Origin of the sequence: Candidatus Poriferisodalis sp., from assembly GCF_965214215.1 — a bacterium.
Lineage (GTDB): Bacteria > Actinomycetota > Acidimicrobiia > Acidimicrobiales > Poriferisodalaceae > Poriferisodalis.
Genome location: NZ_CBDCBD010000003.1, coordinates 2449429 through 2469058 on the forward strand (window position 1 = coordinate 2449429; position 19630 = coordinate 2469058).

Sequence of the window (19630 nt, forward strand, 5' to 3'; positions counted from 1 at the left end):
GCAGCGCCGGAGGCCGCCGGCGATGAGTCCGAGCACCGGTCCCGCTGAAGTCAGCGCCAGTCTCGCCGCGCGGATAGATCCCGCCGTTACCGAATTCGCCCGCGAGGTCGGTGCCAGCGATCCGATCACCGTGGTGGGCACGCGCACCCATTGGCACGTCGGCGGCGAACCGGCCGCGGGCACGCGTGAGATCCGGGCCCCCGCCGGCGTGTGGGAACACGAACCCTCCGAGATGACCGTGCGGTGCGGCGCGGCCACATCCGTCGGCGAGCTGAGCGCGCACCTGGCGCAAACCGGCCAGATGATCCCTCTCGACCCTGCCGACGATGCGGCGACGGTCGGCGGAGTGCTGGCGTGCGGGTTCAGCGGACACCGCAGGCTCCGCTACGGGCATGCGCGCGATCTCGTGCTGCAGACGCGCCACGTCGACGCCACCGGCAAAGTCGTCACGGCCGGCGGCCCGACGGTGAAGAACGTTTCGGGCTACGACCTGCCCCGCTTGTTGGTGGGATCGTTGGGCACGCTCGGCTTGCTGGCTGAGGTGATTCTGCGAACCCTGCCCGTGCCACCAGCGGCGCAGTGGCTGCACGGCGACGGCGATCCGTTCGCAGCGTTCGACCTGCTGTACCGACCGAGCAGCGTCCTGTGGAATGGCACGCAAGCCTGGATCCTGTTGGAGGGCGATCCGTCCGACATCGCCGCCGAGGCCGCGAAGATCGAACCGCTGGGGTTTGGCCCCGCAACCGACGGGCCGCATGTGCCCGCGGCAGGGCGCGAGTCGATGCGGCCCTCGGATCTGCGAGGGCTCGCTGGCAGTGGGGGCGAGTGGCTGGCGGAAGTCGGCGTTGGCCTGGTGCATCGAGCCGAACCGGTCGATGCGGGACCGGTCGCGCCGGTCAACGCAGCGTTGATGACCGAACTGAAACAGAGACTGGATCCTGCCGGCCGGCTGAATCCGGGCAGGAGTGCGTGGTGAGCGTTGCGGGCGCGCACTCCGACAGCGCGCATTCACCGAGCACAGCGTCGAGCGCTGGAGGCGCAACGGCGGGCCAGCGGCAGGGCACGTTCGCGCTCGAGCTCAACATCGACAGCGACACGCTGGCTTCGTGCGTCGCCTGCGGGATGTGCCTGCCGCACTGCCCCACCTACCGGGTCACCGGGGAGGAGTCGGCGTCGCCGCGGGGGCGCATTGCCCTCATGCGAGACGTCGCCGAGCGGGGCGAGGCCGACGCTGCGTTCGTGGAATTCATGGACGCCTGCATCCAGTGCCGCGGCTGCGAGACGGCCTGTCCCGCGGGCGTGCAGTACGGGCACATGATGGAGGTCACGCGCGAGGCGCTTGCATCACAGACCAACTACCAGCCGCGGCTGCGGCGGCTGGCTTACCGGGTGCTGGGCATGCCCCGCTTGCTTGGGGCGGGTTCACGCCTGCTGGCGCTCGCTCAGCGACTCGGCGTACTGGGTGCCGCGCGCTTGCTCAGCCGAATCGGGCGGTTTCGCTCGCTGGGCACCGCAGTGGGCGCACTGCCCCGGGTGCCCCTGCGACAGCGGCCGCTGCAACCGAGCGGCCAAGACGTGTGGCTGTTCACAGGCTGTGTCATGGACGCATGGATGCGCGATACCCACCGGGCGGTGCAATCGGTCATCGAGGCGACCGGCGCCGGTGTGGCGCTGCCGCCGCCACGAGCTGCATGCTGCGGCTCGTTGCACACCCATGCCGGTCTCGGTGACGACGCCCGTCGTTTGGCGCGGCGTGTGATTGCGGCGCTGCCAGGCGATGCCCCGATTCTCGTCGACTCAGCCGGCTGCGGAGCAGCCATGAAGGAATACGGTCACTTGCTCGGCACCCCCGAAGCCCACCGATTCGCCGAGCGAGTGCACGACGTTCATGAGTGGCTGGCTGCGCGGGTCGACCTATTGCCCGCCGGTGCCCCGATCGCGTCGGATATCGGCGGCCCAGTCACTGACGGCCCAGTCACTGGTGGCCCAGTCACTGGTGGTACGGCGCAGCGACCACGCGTCGCTGTGCAAGACCCCTGCCACCTCCGCCATGTGCAACAGGCGCACCTGCCGGTGCGCGCCGTGCTCGACCGCTACGTGGAAGTGGTAGAGCTCGACGACGACGGATTGTGCTGTGGCGCAGGCGGCGCGTACTCCCAGCAGCACCCCGACATTGCCGCCGCCGTCCGCGAGCGCAAGATTGCCGCCATCGAGCGCTCCGGCGCGGGCGTCGTGGCCAGCGCTAACCCGGGCTGTTCGCTGCACTTGCGTGCCGCTGGGCTCGACGCGCGCCACCCGCTTGAGATCGTGGCAGAACACCTGTCCGGCGACGGAGGCGCAGGCGCGTGAACGACGAGCTGACAGGCCGCGTTTGCGTCGAGCGGAGCCGGCGCGTATGAACGATGAAATCAACCAGTTGGCGGACCGTCTCGACGACACCGCCGAACAGCTCGCTGAGCTGTCCATCGAGCTGCTGCAGGGCGCACTTGCAGATGCCGACACGTCCGACGCGCGCTCCAAGCTTGAGCGAAGTGTTACCCGCGCCCGCCGTGCCACGATCAAAGCAGCGGCCATCTTGCGCGAGTCAACGGGCGGGTCGGATCCCTACGACGACTAACGGTGGGCGGGCGCAGTCGGCTGCTCAATAGCCAGCCGAGATGCGGTAGAGCTCGCCGATGAGGTCGTCGTACTGGCCGATCGCCAGGGCCGCGGCGTATGCCGCTCCGACGGTGGCGCCAGCAATGGCGAACGGCAGCCGGTCCAGCAGTCTGCCGACGGCGGGCACTGCGTACGGTGCGACTGCAATGAGGAGCAAGGGGAGCAGGACGCCTGCCATGTACAGGCCCATGAGCGCGAGCGTGCGAGGGCCATCGGTCGCGGCATCGTTGAGGATGTAGCCGAGGTGCTCACCGACGCAAGGTCGCCACAGCCAGCCGGCCAGCGCTCCGCCCACGATGCCCGCGCCGGTGGCGAGTGGTGAGGAATGCCCCGGGGCCCGCCACGCCGCCAGAAAGGTGCCCGCAGCGAGCAGCCCGCCGATCATCACTGCGATGCCTCGTGACGCAACCCACCAGTGGCCTGCGGCCTGCGCCCATGCCAGGAATGCAGCGCCAGCGATGTAGTACAGCGCCACAGTGAGCCGCGCCTTGCGGGCTACCAGCACGAGCGCCAGCCCCGGTGCGAGAGCAGTCTGCGTGCACGCCCACGTGATCACGCTGATGCCCTCTGTGAGGGTGTCGACAAGAGTGCTCACGGCGGCCCGCTCGCCGATCACGTCTCCGCGAGGAGCCGCTCGACAATCTGGTACAGCTCCTCATACTTGCGCGGGCTGTCGCCCCTGCGGTCGAAGCGGATCTGGTTGTCGCTGTCGATCACGTAGACGCGGGGCCAGTAACCGGTGGGGCCTTCTTGCCAGACGTGGAAGTTGTGCTTCTGGGTGTCGAGCGCGATCGGCCACGTGACACCCAGTTGGGCGGCGGCATCAATGATGTTGTCCACGTCGGCCTCGTAGGCGAACTCTGGAGCGTGGACGCCGACAATCTCGACACCTTGGTCGCCGAAATCCGCGTACAGCTCGCCGAGTGCATCCAAGGTGTTCTTGCAGTTCCGGCAGCCGAAGGTCCAAAACTGCACCACGGTGATCTCGTTTTCCTCGCGGATCTCCTCCAACGAGGTGGCGTCGGTGTTCAACCAGCCATCGAGCCTGCTGAGGGTGAACGCCGTCCCCAGCACCGGGATCGGCTCAAGAGGTTCCGTCGTCGTGGTTGGCGCCGGAGCGGCAGTCTCCGCGGTCGCTGTCTGCGGAGACTCACCCGGAGCGGTCTGCGGCGGGGCCGTCGGTGTGCTCGCAGCCTCAGCGACAACCGGATCGTCTTCAGGCCCGTTGACAGCGGTCCAGACAATGAGCGCAATGCCCACAACCAAGACGCCGACTGCGACAGAACGCGTCAGAGAAGACTTCATCTCAAACGCAGCGTACGTCCCGCCTGCGCGGCCGCTGAGGCGCGAGCCAGCAGGCACAGATGCCATAGCTGGGGAGGCGGCAGGAGACTCGGCGACGTTGCGACCTGCCGGATCGCGGGAGCCGAGGCTCATGCCGCCTCCCCAGCGGGCGCACTTACCCGCGCGGCTCCATAAACGCGACTGCCGTGTGTGATGCGCAGTCGCTAGACGCGACTGCCGAGCGATTCGAGCGGGATGAGCTTGCGGTCGGTGGCGTTGTCGGTGGGTCGCAGGATGCGGCTGTGCACCTCAGGTGCACCGTCGGCGTTCTGGTAGCCGGTGAGACGCTGGCGGGTGCGCCGCCCGAGCGGTTCTGCGATGTCGCGGAAGTCTTGTTCGGTGAGCCCCTGGCCGTGCTGCGCCCCAGCAGCGCGCGAGATGTTCTCGTCCATGAGGGTGCCGCCCATGTCGTTGGCGCCGGCCCGCAGGATCTGCTGAGCCCCCGGCGGGCCGATCTTCACCCACGACACCTGGATGTTGTCGATGAGTCCGTGGTAGGCGATCCGCGGCACGGCATGCATCAGCAGCGTTTCCCGGAAGGTCGGGCCGCGGCGCGCACCCTTGCGCAGGTAGATCGGGCTCGCCATGTGCACGAACGGAAGCGGGACCCATTCGGTGAACCCGCCGGTGCGCTTTTGCAGCTCACGCGTCGCCACGATGTGGCTCGCCCAGTGCTCGGGCTGTTCGATCGATCCGAACATGATCGTGATGTTCGAGTGCAGGCCCACCGCATGCGCCGCCTCATGGCATTCCAGCCACTCGGCGGTGTTGATCTTGTCGGGGCACAGCACAGCCCGCACCGAGTCGTCGAGGATCTCCGCAGCGGTGCCCGGAAGCGACTTCAGCCCGGCCTCCTTCAGCCGCATCAAGTAGTCCACCAGCGACTCGCCGAGCCGCTTGGCGCCCTCGATCACCTCAAGAGCGGTGAACCCGTGCAGGTGCATATCGGGCACGACATCGTGGATGGCCCGGCAGACGTCGATGTAGTAGTCGCCGTCGAAGCTGGGGTGAATGCCGCCCTGCAAGGTCACCTCGGTGGCGCCCAACTCGGCGGCTTCGATCACCCGCTCCTGGATGTCGGCCAGCGTCAGCATGTATGGCGTGCCCCGCAGGTTCAGCGACAAGGGACCCTTGGAGAAACCGCAGAACTTGCACTTGAACGTGCACACGTTCGTGTAGTTGATGTTGCGGTTGTGCACCCAGGTCACGATGTCGCCCACGGTTTGGCGGCGCAGCTCGTCGGCGACCTCGCCCACGGCGACGACCTCGGGGCCACGGGCACTAAACAGCGTGACGATCTCGTCATGGCCGACCTGCTGGCCCGCCATCACACCGTCGAGCACCTCTCGCACGGCGCCGCGGGCAAACGAGGGCCCGCCCATGATGTTCGTGGGCAGGTGGCCGGCACCGCCGGAGTACCACTGGGTGGAATTCTCGTCTGCCACCAGCACGTCAGCACCGGAGCCGGCGTCGAGATTCTCCATCGTGCGCTCGGGCATCTGGCTGCCGGGATCGTCGCGGCCCAGGCCCTGCGCGTCAGCCCGGTCGAGCACTCTGAATCGGTTGTCGTCGGCGATCCAGGGGTGCGGCTCGGCTGCGAACTCAGGACGGGCACCACCGGGGTACACGAACTCGGGATAGATCGTCAGCCGCGGAGCAAGCGTGAACCCGCGGGCCTCAGTGACCTCGCGCAGGCGATCGAGTGCCGGCCACGGGCGCTCGGGGTTGACATGGTCGGCGGTGATCGGCGAGACACCGCCCCAGTCGTCGATGCCGACATCGAGCAGCCCGCCGAACTCCTCGGTGAGATTCGGCGGGGCTTGCAAGTGAATGTCGGCCGGCAGAATCAGCCGCGCCAGAGCAATGGCCTGCGCGTACTCGTCGGGCGGGCAGGCGGGCATGTTGTGCATAGACGTGCCCGCCTTGGGCAGGAAGTTCTGCACGATCACTTCCTGGATGTGACCCCAGCGGGCGTGGCTCGCGGCAATGGCCTCGAGTGCGGCCAACCGGTCGGCGAGCGACTCGCCGATGCCGACGAGGATCCCGGTGGTGTAGGGGATAGCGAGTTCGCCGGCTGCTTCGAGCGTGGCCATACGGCGAGCAGGCTCTTTGTCGGGCGATCCCCGGTGGCAGTCGAGGTGGGGGTTCAGCGACTCGATCATCATTCCCTGGCTCGGCGAGACCTCGCGCAGCGCCGCCAGTTCGCCCGAGGTCATGGCCCCGGGGTTGGCGTGGGGGAGCAGCCCGGTCTCGTCACGTACGAGCCGGCACATTTCGACCAAGTAGTGGACCGTGGAATCCCAGCCGTGCTCTGCGAGCCACTCCGCTGCTGCGGGGTAGCGCAGCTCAGGACGCTCGCCGAGGGTGAACAGGGCCTCGTGGCAGCCAGCTCGGGCACCGCTGGCCGCGATCTCGAGCACCTCCTCGGGCGTGAGATACGGCGAGTCGAGCCGTGCCGGGGGCTGCGCGAACGTGCAGTAACCGCACTTGTCACGGCACAGCATGGTCAACGGGATGAACACTTTCGGGCTGTAGGTGATCCGGGTGCCGAACGTGCGGTCACGCACCTCGGCCGCACGTTCAGCGAGTTGGCCGAGCGGCACGGCTGCGAGCGCCAGCGATTCCGAGGACGGCGATGGCGTCACCGCTGCGCCGTTCGAAGGCGCGCCGTTGGCTGCGGGGTCCTCGGTGGTATGGGATGGTTCGATGATGGTCACAGTGCCCCTCCGTTCGTGGGGTGTGGTCGAATGGCTCGGGCAGGCGCGGTGTCGCTGTGGCTGGCGCGGCTGCGGATGCGAGCCGGACTCACCGGCTCGTCGCAGCTGGGGCAGCGGGTCGCCAGCTCCAGCGGGGTGCCGCAGTCGGCATGGAGCAGCACCGTGGGAGCATCGCCGTCCTGGCACCACCGGTCGCCCCAGGCCATGAGCGCCAGCAAGCTGTTCGACAGGTCGAGTCCCTTGTGGGTCAGGACGTAGTCGAATCGGACCGGCCGGTGCTGGTACGGCACCTTGGCGACGACGTCGGCGTCAACCAGACGGCTGAGCCGATCGGCCAGCATGTTGCGGGCGATCCCCAGGTCGTGCTGCATGGCGCTGAACCGGCGCACGCCGCGGAACAGGTCGCGCAGGATGAGCAGCGTCCAGCGATCACCGACGATGTCGAGCGTTGCCTGGATGGAACAGCTGGGCTGGCCCGTCGTGGCGGTCTTCACGGCCGCGCACACTACGGCAGTAGGTTTCGGTTTGCAACTAACTGACTTGCTTCAGGCGAGCGAGTCGGCCTGGCGAGGCGTCGGGCGAGCGAGTCGGCCTGGCGAGGCGTCAGGCGAGCGAGTCAGCTTTCGTCTGGAGCGACACCAGCAATTCGTCGAAGCTCTTGGTGAACGCTGCGACGCCTTGCGCCTCAAGCGTGTTGGCGACGGCGTCGAGGTCGATGCCATGGGACGTCACCGCGTCGAGCACGTAGCGGGCTGCTGCTTGGTCGGCGTCGACGGTGCGGCGGACCTTTCCGTGATCGCAGAAGGCCACCAAGGTGGCATCGGGCATGGTGTTCACGGTGTGAGGACCGATCAGCTCGTCGACATAGAGCGTGTCGGGGTACGCCGGATTCTTCGTGCTGGTCGACGCCCACAGCGGGCGCTGAACCTGCGCGCCCAGCGCTGCGAGCCGTGCCCAGCGGGGACCGCTGAAGATCTCGCCGAAGCGTCCGTATGCGGCTTTCGCCTGTGCGACCGCCGTACGGCCGCGCAGGCCCAGCGCACTGGCGGAGCCGACGGCGTCAAGCTGACGGTCGACCTCGGTGTCGGTGCGGCTCACGAAGAACGAGGCAACGCTGGCCACGTCCGACAAGTCGGTTACGCCCGCAGCTACACGGTCTTCGAGCCCGCTGAGATACGCCTCGGCCACCTTCTCGTATCGGGCAACGGAGAAGATCAGCGTCACGTTGATGCTGTTGCCCTCGGCAATCATCTGACGGATGGCCGGAAGGCCCTCCACCGTTCCGGGAATCTTGACCATCAGGTTGGGTCGCGCAATACCCTGGTGCAGCTCCCGCGCGGCCTGCGTGGTGGCTTCGGTGTCGTGCGCGAGCGAGGGATCGACTTCGACTGACACGAACCCGTCCGTGCCGCCCGAATCCGCATGCACCCCTTGGAGTGCCTGCAGTGCGGCCCGGATGTCGCTGGTGACCAGCTGCCAGTAGGCATCGTCGACCGAGACACCACCGCAGACCAGATCGCCGAACTGCTCGTCGTAATCAGGAGATGACTCGATGGCCTTTTGGAAGATGGACGGGTTCGATGTCAGACCGCGGATGCCGCGCTCCACCCAGTTCTCGAGCTCGCCGCCGGTGATCCAGCCACGGCGCAGGTTGTCGAGCCACGGGCTCTGCCCGCATTCGGAATAGAGCCCTTCTAGGCGCCCGTTCGTGGTGCCGCCATCGCCGTCGTCGGTCATGGGGATCCTTCCTTGAACGTTGCTGTCTCAGGGTCTACAGCAGCTCGCGCGCCGCATCGGCGATAGCTGGGGCCGTGAAACCGAAGTGGTCCATGAGCACCCCTCCGGGTGCGCTCGCACCGAAGCGATGCATGGCGATGGTGGCGTCGGCATAGCGGTCCCAGCCCATCGGCGACGCAGCCTCCACACCGAGCACGGGGACGCCCTGGGGGAACACGGCAGCTCGATAGGCAGGGTCTTGGGCCTCGAAGAGATCCCAGCTCGGCATCGACACCACCGAGCTGGCGAGGCCGTCCTCGGCGAGCAGCGCAGCCGCGGCCGTGCAGCACTGCACCTCGCTGCCAGTGCCCGCCAAGATGACCGCAGGCGCCGGGGTGTCGATCAGGACGTAGGCACCGCGCGCGACTTGCGCGGCGCGGTCGGTGCCGTCGAGCACGGGGACGTTCTGGCGCGTCAGCACCAGAGCCGTCGGGCCATCTCGCTCGACCGCTATCTGCCAGGCCTGAGCGGTCTCGTTGGCGTCGGCGGGCCTGATCACGCAGAGGCCCGGTATGGCGCGCAGCGATGCGACGTGCTCGACCGGCTGGTGTGTCGGCCCGTCTTCGCCGACGCCAATGGAGTCGTGTGTCCAGACGAAGACGGTCTTCGCCCCGCTGAGCGCAGCCAGCCGTACCGCGGGACGCATGTAGTCGCTGAAGACCAGGAACGTGCCGACGGCGGGCAGCACCCCGCCATGCAACGCCATGCCGTTGGCGACTGCGCCCATGGCGTGCTCGCGGACACCGAAGTACAGTTTGCGGCCTCCTGGATTCTCCGCCGAGAGCACTTCGGCCGTGACGTTCGTGCCGGTGTTGCCGGTCAGGTCGGCACCGCCGCAGATGAGGGCGGGCACGGCGTCCAACGACGCGTCGAAGACCCGGTTGGCAGCAACCCGCGTCGCCATCTGAGTGCCGGCCTCGAATGTCGGCAGAGCGGACAGTCGGCCGCCCACGGCGCCCGCCGACCACAGCGCGTCGAGCCAGTCTCGGTCGTGCCCGCTTGCCGCGAACCGGGCTTCCCACTCGAGCCGCTCAGCCGCACCGCGGGCACCGGCTGCCAGATAGGCCTGCGCCACGTCGTCTTCCACCAAGAATGAGGCGTCGGGGTCGATGCCCATCGCCCGCTTGGCGGCGGCGATCTCGTCGGCGTCGGTGATCGCGCCGTGCGCCGCCGAGGTGTCCGATGCGGTGGGCATCGGGTAGCCAATGTGGCTGCGGACGATGACCACAGAGGGCCGGTCGCTGACCAGCATGGCCTCGCGCAGGGCCCGCTCGAGGGCTTCGACATCCTCGGCCGCGTCGCCGATGTCGGTGACGTGCCAGCCGTATGCCTCGAAGCGGCGAGCGGCGTCGTCACTCAGCGCCAGGTCGGTGCTGCCGTCGATGGTGATGCGATTGTCGTCGTATACGGCGATGAGGCGACCGAGCTGCTGGTGGCCGGCGAGCGACGCCGCTTCGTGGCTGATGCCTTCCATCAAATCGCCGTCGCTGATGATGGCGAATGTGTGGTGGTCGACCAGATCCGCGCCGAGGCGGGAGCGAAGGCCTCGCTCGGCCATCGCCATGCCGACGGCGTTCGCGAAACCCTGCCCCAAGGGTCCGGTGGTTACCTCCACGCCCGGAGTGAGGCCGCGTTCAGGATGGCCCGGCGTGATCGAGCCGAGCTGGCGGAAGTCGCGGATGTCGTCCAGTGTCACGCCGTATCCAACCAGGTGCGCCATGGCGTAGGTCAGCATCGAGGCGTGGCCTGCGGACAGGATGAACCGGTCGCGGTCGGGCCAATTGGGTGCGGCGGCGTCGTAGCGCAGGATCCGGGTGAACAGCACATGGGCCAGGGGTGCCAGTGCCATCGCCGTGCCCGTGTGGCCGCTGTTGGCGCGCATCACCGCATCCATCGCCAGTGCCCGGATGGTATTGATCTGCCGAGCTTCCAATTCGATGTTCCCGGCTGATGCATTCATGTCGATGCGCTCATGTTTCGTTGTTCACCTTGATGGAAGTGGTCGGAAATCTGATCATCTGCTCGTTGCGGTGTCAGTGATGCGTCTCAGACGCCGTTGTCAGACGCTTCGTTGTCGGTGAAGAGCGCCATCGAAGCCGTGAAGCCGTGCAGGTAGGAACGGTTGCCGACGGGTCCGATTTCGCCAGCGCAGAACATGCCGGCAAGTTCCGTGCTGGTCCGCTCGACGATCGTCTGCGCATCGTGATGGGGCGTCTCGAACAGATGGGTGCCGCGGCCGTTGCAGGTGAACAGCAGGGCGCCTGAGGCCGACATAGCTTCGGGCGACCGGTTTCGGAGTGCGGCAGCCAAGTCTTCGTGGGCCGTGAGCGCATCGCGTACGTGGAATTGCACCGTCGCACCCACCGGCGCTTCATCGCCGATGGCGATGGCGCCGCTCTCGCGGTCTGCGCCGAGCACGCCGCGGATCAAGAAATCGCCTCGCTCGAACGCGATCTTGCGTTCGTCGGTGACTCGGCCGACATGCAGGCCCCGCTGGACGAGCTGCTGGTCTTCTGGGTCGAGCTGGGAGAACATCTGCTCGAGCCGTTCGAACGGGGGCATGCCACCGAGCGACCGCACGACGTTTCCCTCGGCCTCGGTGATGATGTAGGGCTGCCCGATGGGCCGGCAGCCTTGAGAAACCAAGTGTGTGACGCTCGCGCTGCCGCCTAGGACCAGCGCAGCAGCGCCGGAGCGATGCACGCCACCGTCGACGACGATGCGGTTGCCGCCGGGCATGGGAGCACCTGAGGACAGCCCGCCGAGCACGCTGACCTGGGGCCAGCGTTCGGCCCAGTGCGCGAGCGCCGCATCGGCCGGGTACGAGTACGGGTCGGCAAGCAGGATCATCGAGAGTTCGCCGGTGGCCTGCACCTCCTCGAACGCCGCGGCGAGTGCATTGTCGTCGGCGGCCGGTCCAGGCACGCCGTCGAGCCGGACAGCACGCGCGCGGGGGCCCTCGATCGAGCCCAGGCTGCCGGCCCACAGCACCGCCGCGGTCTCTTCCTCGATCTCGCGCTCACCTGCGGCGACCGAGCTTGCGGTCGTGCCGATGAATGCGCCAGGGTTGAGCAGGTCGACGACGGCGGCGGCAATCTCGTCGGTGTGAGCGAGGTGGTCTCCCGACGTGAACAGTAGGGCCACGTCGGGCTGAGCTCCCAACGACTCCAGCACGCGGCCGACGATCTCGCCGGTCGCCATACCGGGATCGGCGTGCTGTGACAGACCGACGGTGAAGGGCATCGCTGATCGGCGCCTAGCCGCTCTGAGCCGCCGGGGTTCCGGTCCAGCCGCCTGCGCCGGCAGGCTCCTCCGGCGTGTCATGGTCGTCTGCGGGTGGGTTCATCGTCAGCGGGATCACCACGGCGTCGCCTTGATCGACTCGGCAGTGGGCCTCGATCGTGGTTGGCTCGTCGAAAGTCAGCTCGGCCTGCACGAGGTTGTAGCCGAACTTGCCGGGCTCGACGCTGAGCGGCTGCACGTTGCGCGCGAGCTGCTCGTCGCCCCGCATGAAGCGCACCTCCAGCGCTGCGAGGCCGGTGTGCGTCTCGGGGCATCGTACGAGGACGAGCATGTGCGGCGTGATGGTCACCGGGAACGGACCCGGCGCAGCCATCGAGAAATGAACTCCACCGAGGTCGATGCGTGCGGCGCCGCCCGCGGCTTGCCGCATGTCGAAGTGCTCGATGAACAGAGCGGACATGATCTGCACGCTTTGGATCGTAGGCGTGCCAGACGCTCGACAGGCGAACGCACATCGGCGTGCGGCCGTAGATTGCAGGCCATGGCACACAGCGAGAAGTTCGACGGCGAATACGGACCCAGTACATGGGACTGGGTGAAGGAGCAGGCCGACGCGTACGAGGCGTCTTCGGGCAAGGAAGCCAACACGCTGCGCGATACCGGTCTGCCGGTCATCGTGATGACCACCGTCGGGCACAAGACCGGCTTGGTGCGCAAGGTCCCGCTGATGCGTGTCGAGCACGAGGGCGAGTACGCGATCGTCGGTTCCAAGGGCGGCGCGCCGGCGCATCCAGGCTGGTACCACAACCTGATGGCCGATCCGACGGTGCTGATCCAGGACGGGCCCGAGCCATTCGAGACGACTGTGCGCCTGATCACTGGTGCCGAGCGTGACGAGTGGTGGGAGCGGTGCGTTGAAGCCTTCTCGCCCTACGCGGAATATCAGGCCAAGACCGATCGCGAGATCCCGGTCTTCATCACCGCTCGCCGCGACTGATCCAGGCGACAGACCCGGCTGCGTGACCCGGGCTGCCGACTTGGGCTACGGCAGCGGCTCGGCTGGTCAGCGGGCGAGCAGGCGGCGGTACACGGCCGCCGCTCGTTCCAGCTCAGATATGTCGACCCATTCGATGGCTTGATGAGCTTGATCGATGGAACCTGGGCCGAACACCACTATCTGGTCGGCTACCTCGCCGTAGCGCAGGGCATTCGTGCCGAAGTCGGCAACGGCGGGGCTGTGGCCTGACATTTCCGCCAGGGCGGCGACGAGATCGCTGCCGGGTGCTTGGAAGAACGCGTTGCTGCCGAACCCGTTCGCCAGTTGGACCTTGACGCGCGCCGGCAGGGCTGCGGCGCGAATCAACTCGGTGAGGCGGGTGGTCTCTTGTTCGTAGTCCTCCCTGTCGGCGATGCGTCGCCCGACGTACAGCTCGCAATGGTCCGGCACGATGTTGCGTGCCCGTCCGCCGCTCATCTCGTTGACCGACACGGTGCCGGCGCCGAGTGCGCCGACCTCGTGCTGGCTCGCGAGCCGTTCCTGCTCGGCATCGATCGCTGCGACGATTCGTGCGCCCGCTGACAGTGCATTGATGCCGAGATGAGGCTTCGACGAGTGTGCAGCGCGTCCCTCCACCTCGACTTCGAGCCCGAGCCCGCCCTTGTGGCCGTACACCGGGGCGCACATCGTCGGCTCAGCGACCACGATCTGCTCGCGGCGCTCGCCGCGCTCGAGCAGCCGGTCCCGGTACGCGGACGCACCGGCGAGGCCGCCGCCTTCCTCAGAGATGGTCCCCACCAGTTCGACGGTGCACATCGGCTGCGTGCGGGCGGCAGCCATCTCGCCCAGCACGGCGAGCACGACGGCCATCGTCGCCTTGGTGTCGACAGAGCCTCGCCCCCACACACGTCCCTCGGTGATGCGGCCGTCGAAGGGGTCGCCCTCCATGTGCTCGACGCCGACCGTGTCGAGGTGCACATCTACCGCAAGCATGCGTTCGGTCTGGCCGGCGAACAGGGCGTACACATTGGGACGTCCCGGCTCGATCTCGTCCAGCTCGACCTCGGCGCCCAGCGCTGACGCTCGCTCGGCGACCCAGTTCGCCATGTCGGCTTCGGCGACCGTGCCCGAGCGCGGCCCGTGGTGCATCGGGTTGACGCTGGGGATGCGCACCATCTCGCTCAGCAGCGCTGCAATGGACTGGCCAGTGGCAGTGCCGTTCGTCGTGCCGTCGCTCATGAGTCACCTCTTCGTGGCGGAGCGTACGCGCAGCGGCAGCCGAGCGCGGTGGAATGCCATCGCTCGGCGACTTCGCCTGCCGGCGGATCCTGGGGCTCGAACAGCACGTGCCATTCGGTGAAACCTGCTGACAGAAGTGGGCTCGCCACCATGGGGCCTCGCCGGTTGAGGCCGTACCGTTAGGCCCCATGTCGAGCAGTCCTGCCTCAACTGGCCCACCGGACACGGACTCGCCCGCGGGTGCTGCCGCCAGCGGCGCGCGTGTGCTCGCCGAACTGCCCGCCGGTGAGCGGGTGGGCATCGCCTTTTCGGGCGGGCTCGACACCTCGGCGGCGGTTGCGTGGATGAACGAGCGTGGCGCGCTGGTGTGCGCCTACACGGCCGACCTCGGCCAGTATGACGAGCCGGATCTGTCGAGCGTGCCGCAGCGGGCGCTGGACTACGGCGCTCACGCAGTGCGCTTGGTGGACTGCCGCGCTGCGCTCGTGCGTGAGGGCCTGATGGCGCTGCAGTGCGGCGCATTTCACATCTCGACTGCGGGACGCACGTACTTCAACACGACGCCGCTCGGGCGGGCAGTGACCGGCACGATGCTGGTAGCCGCCATGGCCGAAGACGGCGTGGACATCTGGGGCGACGGCTCGACGTACAAGGGAAATGACATCGAGCGCTTCTACCGCTACGGCCTGCTCGTGAACGCTGAGCTGCGCGTCTACAAGCCGTGGCTGGACGCTGCGTTCGTCGACGAGCTCGGCGGTCGCGCGGGCATGAGCGAGTTCTTGGTGTCTCGTGGCCTGCCGTACCGGGATCCCACCGAGAAGGCCTATTCGACCGACGCAAATATCTGGGGCGCGACCCACGAGGCGAAGAGCCTGGAGGATCTGGCGACCTCGATGGAGATCGTCGAACCGATCATGGGTGTCGCCCATTGGGACCCAGCGACTGACATCGAGCCCGAGGACGTGACCGTCCGCTTCGAGGCCGGCTGGCCGGTGGCGATCGGCGGACGCGAGTTCACGGCCACCGGCGCGCAAGGCGCCGACCGTGTCGCATTGGTGCTCGAAGCCAACTCCGTGGGGGGCCGACACGGCCTCGGCATGAGCGATCAGATCGAGAACCGTGTGATCGAGGCCAAGTCGCGTGGCATCTACGAGGCCCCGGGCATGGCCCTGCTGCACATTGCCTATGAACGGCTGCTGTCCGCGATTCACAACGAGGCCACGCTCGAGAACTACCGCACGATGGGGCGCCGGCTGGGCCGGTTGCTCTATGAGGGGCGCTGGTTCGACCCCCAAGCGCTCATGCTGCGCGACTCGCTGCTGCGCTGGGTCGGCTTGGGCGTCACCGGCTCGGTCACGCTGCGGCTCCGCCGCGGCGACGACTACTCGGTGCTCGATACCAGCGGCGAGGCGCTGACCTACGAGCCCGATCGACTCTCGATGGAGCGCGTCGAAGATGCTGCCTTCGGACCGACGGACAGGATCGGGCAGCTCACCATGGCCAACTTGGACATCGCCGACAGCCGATCGAAGCTCGCTGCATACCGGGAATCAGGCCGGCTCGGACCCAGCGGCGTGGCCGAACTCGACACCTGAGCTGCCGCGCCGTGGCGGGTATATCGGGCGTCAGCCCGCCGAAGGGACGCGGAAACTGTCGAGGATGTCGTTGAACGTGGGGCTCGGCCGCATGGCGGCCTCGGCGAGTGCGGGGTCGGGCAGGTAGTAGCCGCCGAGCTCAACGGGATCGCCTTGGCAGTCGACGAGCTCGGCGATGATCTGGTTCTCGTTGCCGGCGAGTGCGGCGGCGAGCGGTGCGAACTGCTCGGCCAACTCGGCGTCGGTGCCTTGCTTGGCCATCTCGTCGGCCCAGTGCTTCGCGAGGTGGAAGTGGCTGGCGCGATTGTCGGGCTCGTGTACCCGGCGGCTGGGTGCGCGGCCTTCTGCGAGCCAGGTGCCGATGGCTGCGTCGAGCGTGTCGGCCAGGAGCTGCGCAGCGGAGTTCTCGGCAACCCGTGCAAGGTGCTCGAGCGACACCGCGAGGGCAAGGAACTCTCCGAGACTGTCCCAGCGCAAGTGGTTCTCGGCCACCATCTGCTGGACGTGCTTGGGTGCCGAGCCTCCGGCCCCCGTCTCGAACAGCCCGCCGCCGGCCATGAGCGGCACGACCGAGAGCATCTTGGCCGAGGTGCCCAGCTCGAGAATCGGGAACAGGTCGGTGTTGTAGTCACGCAGGACGTTGCCGGTGACCGAGATGGTGTCGAGTCCGCGGCGGATGCGCTCCAGCGAGAAACGGCAGGCATCGGAGGGTGCCAGCGTACGGAGGTCGAGCTCGCCGATCGAGGCGTCGGTGCCCTGCCGTTCGGCCAGCTGGGCACCGACCTTGCCGATGAGCTGCGCGTCGTGGGGCCGGTCTGCGTCGAGCCAGAAGACCACAGCGGCCCCGGTGAGCTGCCCGCGCTCGATGGCGAGGTCCACCCAGTTGGCAATTGCCGCGTTCTTGGTGGTGCACATCCGCCAGATGTCGCCAGCTTCGACCTCATGGCTCATGAGCACTTCGCCGGATTCGGACACGACCCGCATGGTTCCTGCGACATCGACCTCGTAGGTCTTGTCGTGGCTGCCGTACTCTTCGGCCTTCTGGGCCATAAGGCCGACATTGGGCACCGAGCCCATCGTGGTGGGGTCGTAGGCGCCGTTGGCACGGCAGTCGTCGATCACGGCTTGGAACACGCTGGCGTAGCTCGAATCTGGGATGACCGCCTTGGTGTCCTGCTGGTCGCCCTCGGCGTTCCACATCTGGCCGGAGGCTCGGATCATGGCCGGCATGGACGCGTCCACGATGACGTCGCTGGGCACATGCAAATTGGTGGTGCCGCGATCGGAGTCGACCATGGCCAACCCGGGCCGCTCGTCGAGCGTCGCAGCGATGTCAGCCTTGACGGCGTCGCGCACCTCGGCAGGCAGCGATTCGACGGCGGCTAGCACGTTGGCCCAGCCATCGTTGGGATCGGCGCCTGCAGCGGCCAGCACCTCGCTGTGCCGGTCGAACACCGGCGCAAAGAACGCCCGCACGGCGTGACCGAACACGATCGGGTCCGAGACCTTCATCATCGTGGCCTTGAGATGCAGCGAGAACAGCACCCCACTCGACTGCGCGTCTTCGATCTGAGTGTTGAGGAATTCGCGCAATGCGGAAACCGACATGAAGGTGGAGTCGGCCACCTCGCCTGCGTCCACCGCCACCTTGCGCATCAGTCGCACGTTGCCCTCGCCGTCGACGTGCTCGATGCTCAGCGAGCCGGCGCCTCCCACCGTGACCGACTGCTCGTTGGAGCGGAAGTCGCCGCCGGACATCGTCGCCACGTGGGTTCGGCTCTGCGGCGACCAAGCGCCCATCGAGTGGGGGTACTGCCGGGCGTATTCCTTGACTGCGCGGGGCGCGCGGCGATCGGAATTGCCCTCGCGCAGCACCGGGTTCACTGCCGAGCCCTTCACCCGGTCGTAGCGTTCTCGAATCTCCCGAGCAGAGGCATCGGCGGGGTCGTCGGGATAGTCCGGCACCGCATAGCCCGCTGATTGCAGCTCGGCGATGGTGCCCTTGATCTGGGGCACCGAAGCGGAGATGTTCGGCAGCTTGATGATGTTGGCATCACGATCCTGGGTCCACTCGCCGAGCGCGGCGAGTGCATCGCTCCTGCGCTGATGAGGCTCGAGCGTGTCTGCGAACGCCGCGATGATCCGACCGGCGAGCGAGATGTCGCGCATCTCGACGTCGACGCCTGCAGCATCGGTGAACGCCGTGATGATCGGCAGCAGCGAGTACGTCGCCAGCGCCGGCGCCTCGTCGGTGTGGGTGTAGACGATCTTCGAGCCGGTGCTGGCAGAGCTCGTGTTGGGGGGCGAGGAGGTCATCGACATAGCCATTCGACGCTACCGCCCGTGGGGTCAGCTGGCCGCGTGCGCAGCAGCGGAGCTTCCTGCCAGACGGCCGAACACCGCGCCCGCCGAGAGGCCCGATCCGCCTGGGTAGTTGCCGTAGAACAGGCCGCCGACTAGCTCGCCCGCCGCATACAGGCCCTCGATCGGTTGCAGATCGGTGTCCATCACGCACCCGGTCTCGTCGATGCGCAGGCCGCCGAAGGTGAATGTCAGCCCGCACGTGACCCGGTACGCAGCAAATGGAGGCGTCTCGATCGGCATCGCCCAGTTCGTCTTGTCGGGGCGCAGACCGCTGGTGCGGCGGCCGTCGAGCACGTTGGGGTCGAACGGAACGCTTCGGTCCACGGCGGCGTTGAATTCGGCGATAGTCGCCAGCGCGCCCTCGGTGTGCACGTCGTCCATGCGAGCACAGAGCTCTTCGAGGCTGTCGGCAGTGACCTTGGTGACCTGCCGGATGCGGTATTCGTCGCGCAGCAGGTGATCGGCGTTGGCATCGAACACCTGCCAGGCGGAGTGTCCGGGCTGGGCCAGGATCTCGCGGCCGTAGCGGGCGTAGGTGTAGTTGCGGAAATCGGCACCCTCGTCCACGAAACGCTTGCCATCCTGGTTCAGCACGATTGCGAACGGGTAGCTGTGCTTCTGAAATCCGTCGCCGACGGCCAGGTCGCCGAACTCGGGTGCGTTGTAGTCCCAGGCGACCGCGTGGGCGCCGCTCCAGTTGCCATAGGGCATGGCGCCAATGTCGAGCGCCATGGCGATGCCGTCGCCGGTGTTGAAGCGGGTGCCGCGCACCTTGGCCAGGTCCCAACCGGGGCCGAGGTAGCGAGTTCGCCATTCGGCGTTGGCCTGAAAGCCTCCGGCCGCCAGCACCACCGCATCGCAGGCAACGTCGACGACTCGGCCCGCGCGACGCACGCGCACACCCCGGATTGCGCCACGGTCATCGGACAGCAGCGAGCGCCCCGCTGCTTGGTGCCAGAGCGGGATCTGATTCCGAGCCAGCGCAGCCCGCAGGGACTCCACGAGACCTTCGCCGCCACCGACGGATTCCACCGTGAGGCCGCCCCAGAACGTGAAGCGCCCGTCCACCTTGAAGGCCTGACGTCCCCAGATCGGTGCGAAGCGCACACCGTGGTTCGCCATCCACAGCAAGGTGTCCTTGCTGCGTGTGACGAGCGTGTCCGCCAATTCGGGATCGCACCGGTAGTCGGTGATCCGGCCGAGATCGGCGTAGAACTCTTCTTCGGTATAGGTGCCGAAATCGGTCATCTCGACTTCGGCGTCGGTGAGATCGGGCATCAGCGCCCGCAAGTCGTCGACGCCGTCGTAGGCAAAACGGATTGCGCCGGCGGTGAAGCGGCTGTTGCCGCCGGCTTCGGCCTCGGGCGCCCGTTCGAGCACCATCACGCTGGCGCCGCCTTCGTGCGCGGCCAGCGCCGCGCACATGGCCGCATTGCCCGCCCCCACGACCACCACGTCGTAGTGCTGCGAGTGCTGAGGTGGCGACGCGCTCGGAGGCTGATTCACGCCGGGCGAGCCTATGAGAAAGTGTCAATAGGTGAACCTTCCGGTTGTCGCATCTGTTGTTTCCCACTCTTGTTCGCGGTCGCTCACGGGCCGCTCGGGCCACGGCTTCGCCTGTCAGCTCAGCCTCTATGTGCACGCTCGCTGCGGTGCCCAACTGCGACCGGGCGGGAACCCGGTCGGTGCGCGACGTA

16 protein-coding genes are annotated in these 19630 nt (G+C 67.6%); 5 read left to right on the forward strand and 11 right to left on the reverse strand.

Features of this window, described 5'->3' with window-relative positions; genetic code table 11:
- Positions 1 to 22: 22 nt before the first annotated feature.
- The 3 genes from ACOOF5_RS13355 to ACOOF5_RS13365 are packed head-to-tail and all read left to right on the forward strand — an operon-like array spanning position 23 to position 2617.
- Complete coding sequence (locus ACOOF5_RS13355; protein WP_420439931.1) at positions 23 to 976, forward strand: FAD-binding protein; 954 nt, start codon at positions 23 to 25, stop codon at positions 974 to 976.
- Positions 973 to 2349 carry a (Fe-S)-binding protein gene (locus tag ACOOF5_RS13360; protein ID WP_420439933.1) on the forward strand — a complete coding sequence of 459 codons (1377 nt, stop codon included), beginning with the start codon at positions 973 to 975 and terminating at the stop codon, positions 2347 to 2349. The genes ACOOF5_RS13355 and ACOOF5_RS13360 overlap by 4 nt, the downstream gene beginning before the upstream one ends.
- A gap of 46 nt (positions 2350 to 2395) precedes the next feature.
- Positions 2396 to 2617 (forward strand): hypothetical protein, encoded by a 222-nt coding sequence (locus ACOOF5_RS13365; RefSeq protein ID WP_420439935.1) that lies wholly within the window; start codon positions 2396 to 2398, stop codon positions 2615 to 2617.
- A gap of 24 nt (positions 2618 to 2641) precedes the next feature.
- Here the strand turns inward: ACOOF5_RS13365 and ACOOF5_RS13370 are convergent, their stop codons facing one another.
- From ACOOF5_RS13370 to ACOOF5_RS13405, 8 genes are all read right to left on the reverse strand, one after another.
- Positions 2642 to 3253, reverse strand: coding sequence for a hypothetical protein (locus tag ACOOF5_RS13370; protein ID WP_420439937.1), 612 nt, complete (start codon positions 3251 to 3253; stop codon positions 2642 to 2644).
- A 17-nt stretch (positions 3254 to 3270) separates the two neighbouring features.
- Positions 3271 to 3963, reverse strand: a complete 693-nt coding sequence (locus ACOOF5_RS13375; protein ID WP_420439939.1) for a redoxin domain-containing protein — start codon at positions 3961 to 3963, stop codon at positions 3271 to 3273.
- Between the two features lie 203 nt (positions 3964 to 4166).
- Positions 4167 to 6647, reverse strand: coding sequence for a 5-amino-6-(D-ribitylamino)uracil--L-tyrosine 4-hydroxyphenyl transferase CofH (gene cofH, locus ACOOF5_RS13380; protein ID WP_420440997.1), 2481 nt, complete (start codon positions 6645 to 6647; stop codon positions 4167 to 4169).
- A 68-nt stretch (positions 6648 to 6715) separates the two neighbouring features.
- Complete coding sequence (locus ACOOF5_RS13385) at positions 6716 to 7213, reverse strand: winged helix-turn-helix transcriptional regulator (protein ID WP_420439941.1); 498 nt, start codon at positions 7211 to 7213, stop codon at positions 6716 to 6718.
- A 109-nt stretch (positions 7214 to 7322) separates the two neighbouring features.
- Positions 7323 to 8456 (reverse strand): transaldolase, encoded by a 1134-nt coding sequence (gene tal / locus ACOOF5_RS13390; RefSeq protein ID WP_420439943.1) that lies wholly within the window; start codon positions 8454 to 8456, stop codon positions 7323 to 7325.
- Positions 8457 to 8490: 34 nt separating this feature from the next.
- Positions 8491 to 10455 carry a transketolase gene (gene tkt, locus ACOOF5_RS13395; protein ID WP_420439945.1) on the reverse strand — a complete coding sequence of 655 codons (1965 nt, stop codon included), beginning with the start codon at positions 10453 to 10455 and terminating at the stop codon, positions 8491 to 8493.
- Positions 10456 to 10541: 86 nt separating this feature from the next.
- Entirely contained in the window at positions 10542 to 11738 is a 1197-nt protein-coding gene (locus ACOOF5_RS13400) for an FIST signal transduction protein (protein ID WP_420439947.1), read from the reverse strand.
- Between the two features lie 13 nt (positions 11739 to 11751).
- The gene (locus ACOOF5_RS13405; RefSeq protein WP_420439949.1) at positions 11752 to 12207 is read right to left on the reverse strand and encodes a hypothetical protein; all 456 of its coding nucleotides are present in this window, start codon (positions 12205 to 12207) and stop codon (positions 11752 to 11754) included.
- Positions 12208 to 12279: 72 nt separating this feature from the next.
- Here ACOOF5_RS13405 and ACOOF5_RS13410 point away from each other — a divergent pair, with 72 nt between their 5' ends.
- Positions 12280 to 12735: a nitroreductase family deazaflavin-dependent oxidoreductase gene (locus ACOOF5_RS13410; RefSeq protein WP_420439951.1), complete on the forward strand. Its 456-nt coding sequence runs from the start codon at positions 12280 to 12282 to the stop codon at positions 12733 to 12735.
- Positions 12736 to 12801: 66 nt separating this feature from the next.
- Here the strand turns inward: ACOOF5_RS13410 and ACOOF5_RS13415 are convergent, their stop codons facing one another.
- Positions 12802 to 13974 carry a M20 family metallopeptidase gene (locus ACOOF5_RS13415; RefSeq protein ID WP_420439953.1) on the reverse strand — a complete coding sequence of 391 codons (1173 nt, stop codon included), beginning with the start codon at positions 13972 to 13974 and terminating at the stop codon, positions 12802 to 12804.
- 188 nt (positions 13975 to 14162) lie between these two features.
- On the opposite strand from ACOOF5_RS13415, the gene argG reads away from it, so the two are divergent.
- Positions 14163 to 15569, forward strand: coding sequence for an argininosuccinate synthase (gene argG, locus ACOOF5_RS13420; protein WP_420439955.1), 1407 nt, complete (start codon positions 14163 to 14165; stop codon positions 15567 to 15569).
- 30 nt (positions 15570 to 15599) lie between these two features.
- Here argG and ACOOF5_RS13425 read toward each other — a convergent pair whose 3' ends face one another.
- Positions 15600 to 17891, reverse strand: coding sequence for an NADP-dependent isocitrate dehydrogenase (locus tag ACOOF5_RS13425; protein WP_420439957.1), 2292 nt, complete (start codon positions 17889 to 17891; stop codon positions 15600 to 15602).
- Between the two features lie 27 nt (positions 17892 to 17918).
- Positions 17919 to 19439: an FAD-dependent tricarballylate dehydrogenase TcuA gene (gene tcuA / locus ACOOF5_RS13430; RefSeq protein WP_420439959.1), complete on the reverse strand. Its 1521-nt coding sequence runs from the start codon at positions 19437 to 19439 to the stop codon at positions 17919 to 17921.
- Positions 19440 to 19630 lie beyond the last annotated feature (191 nt).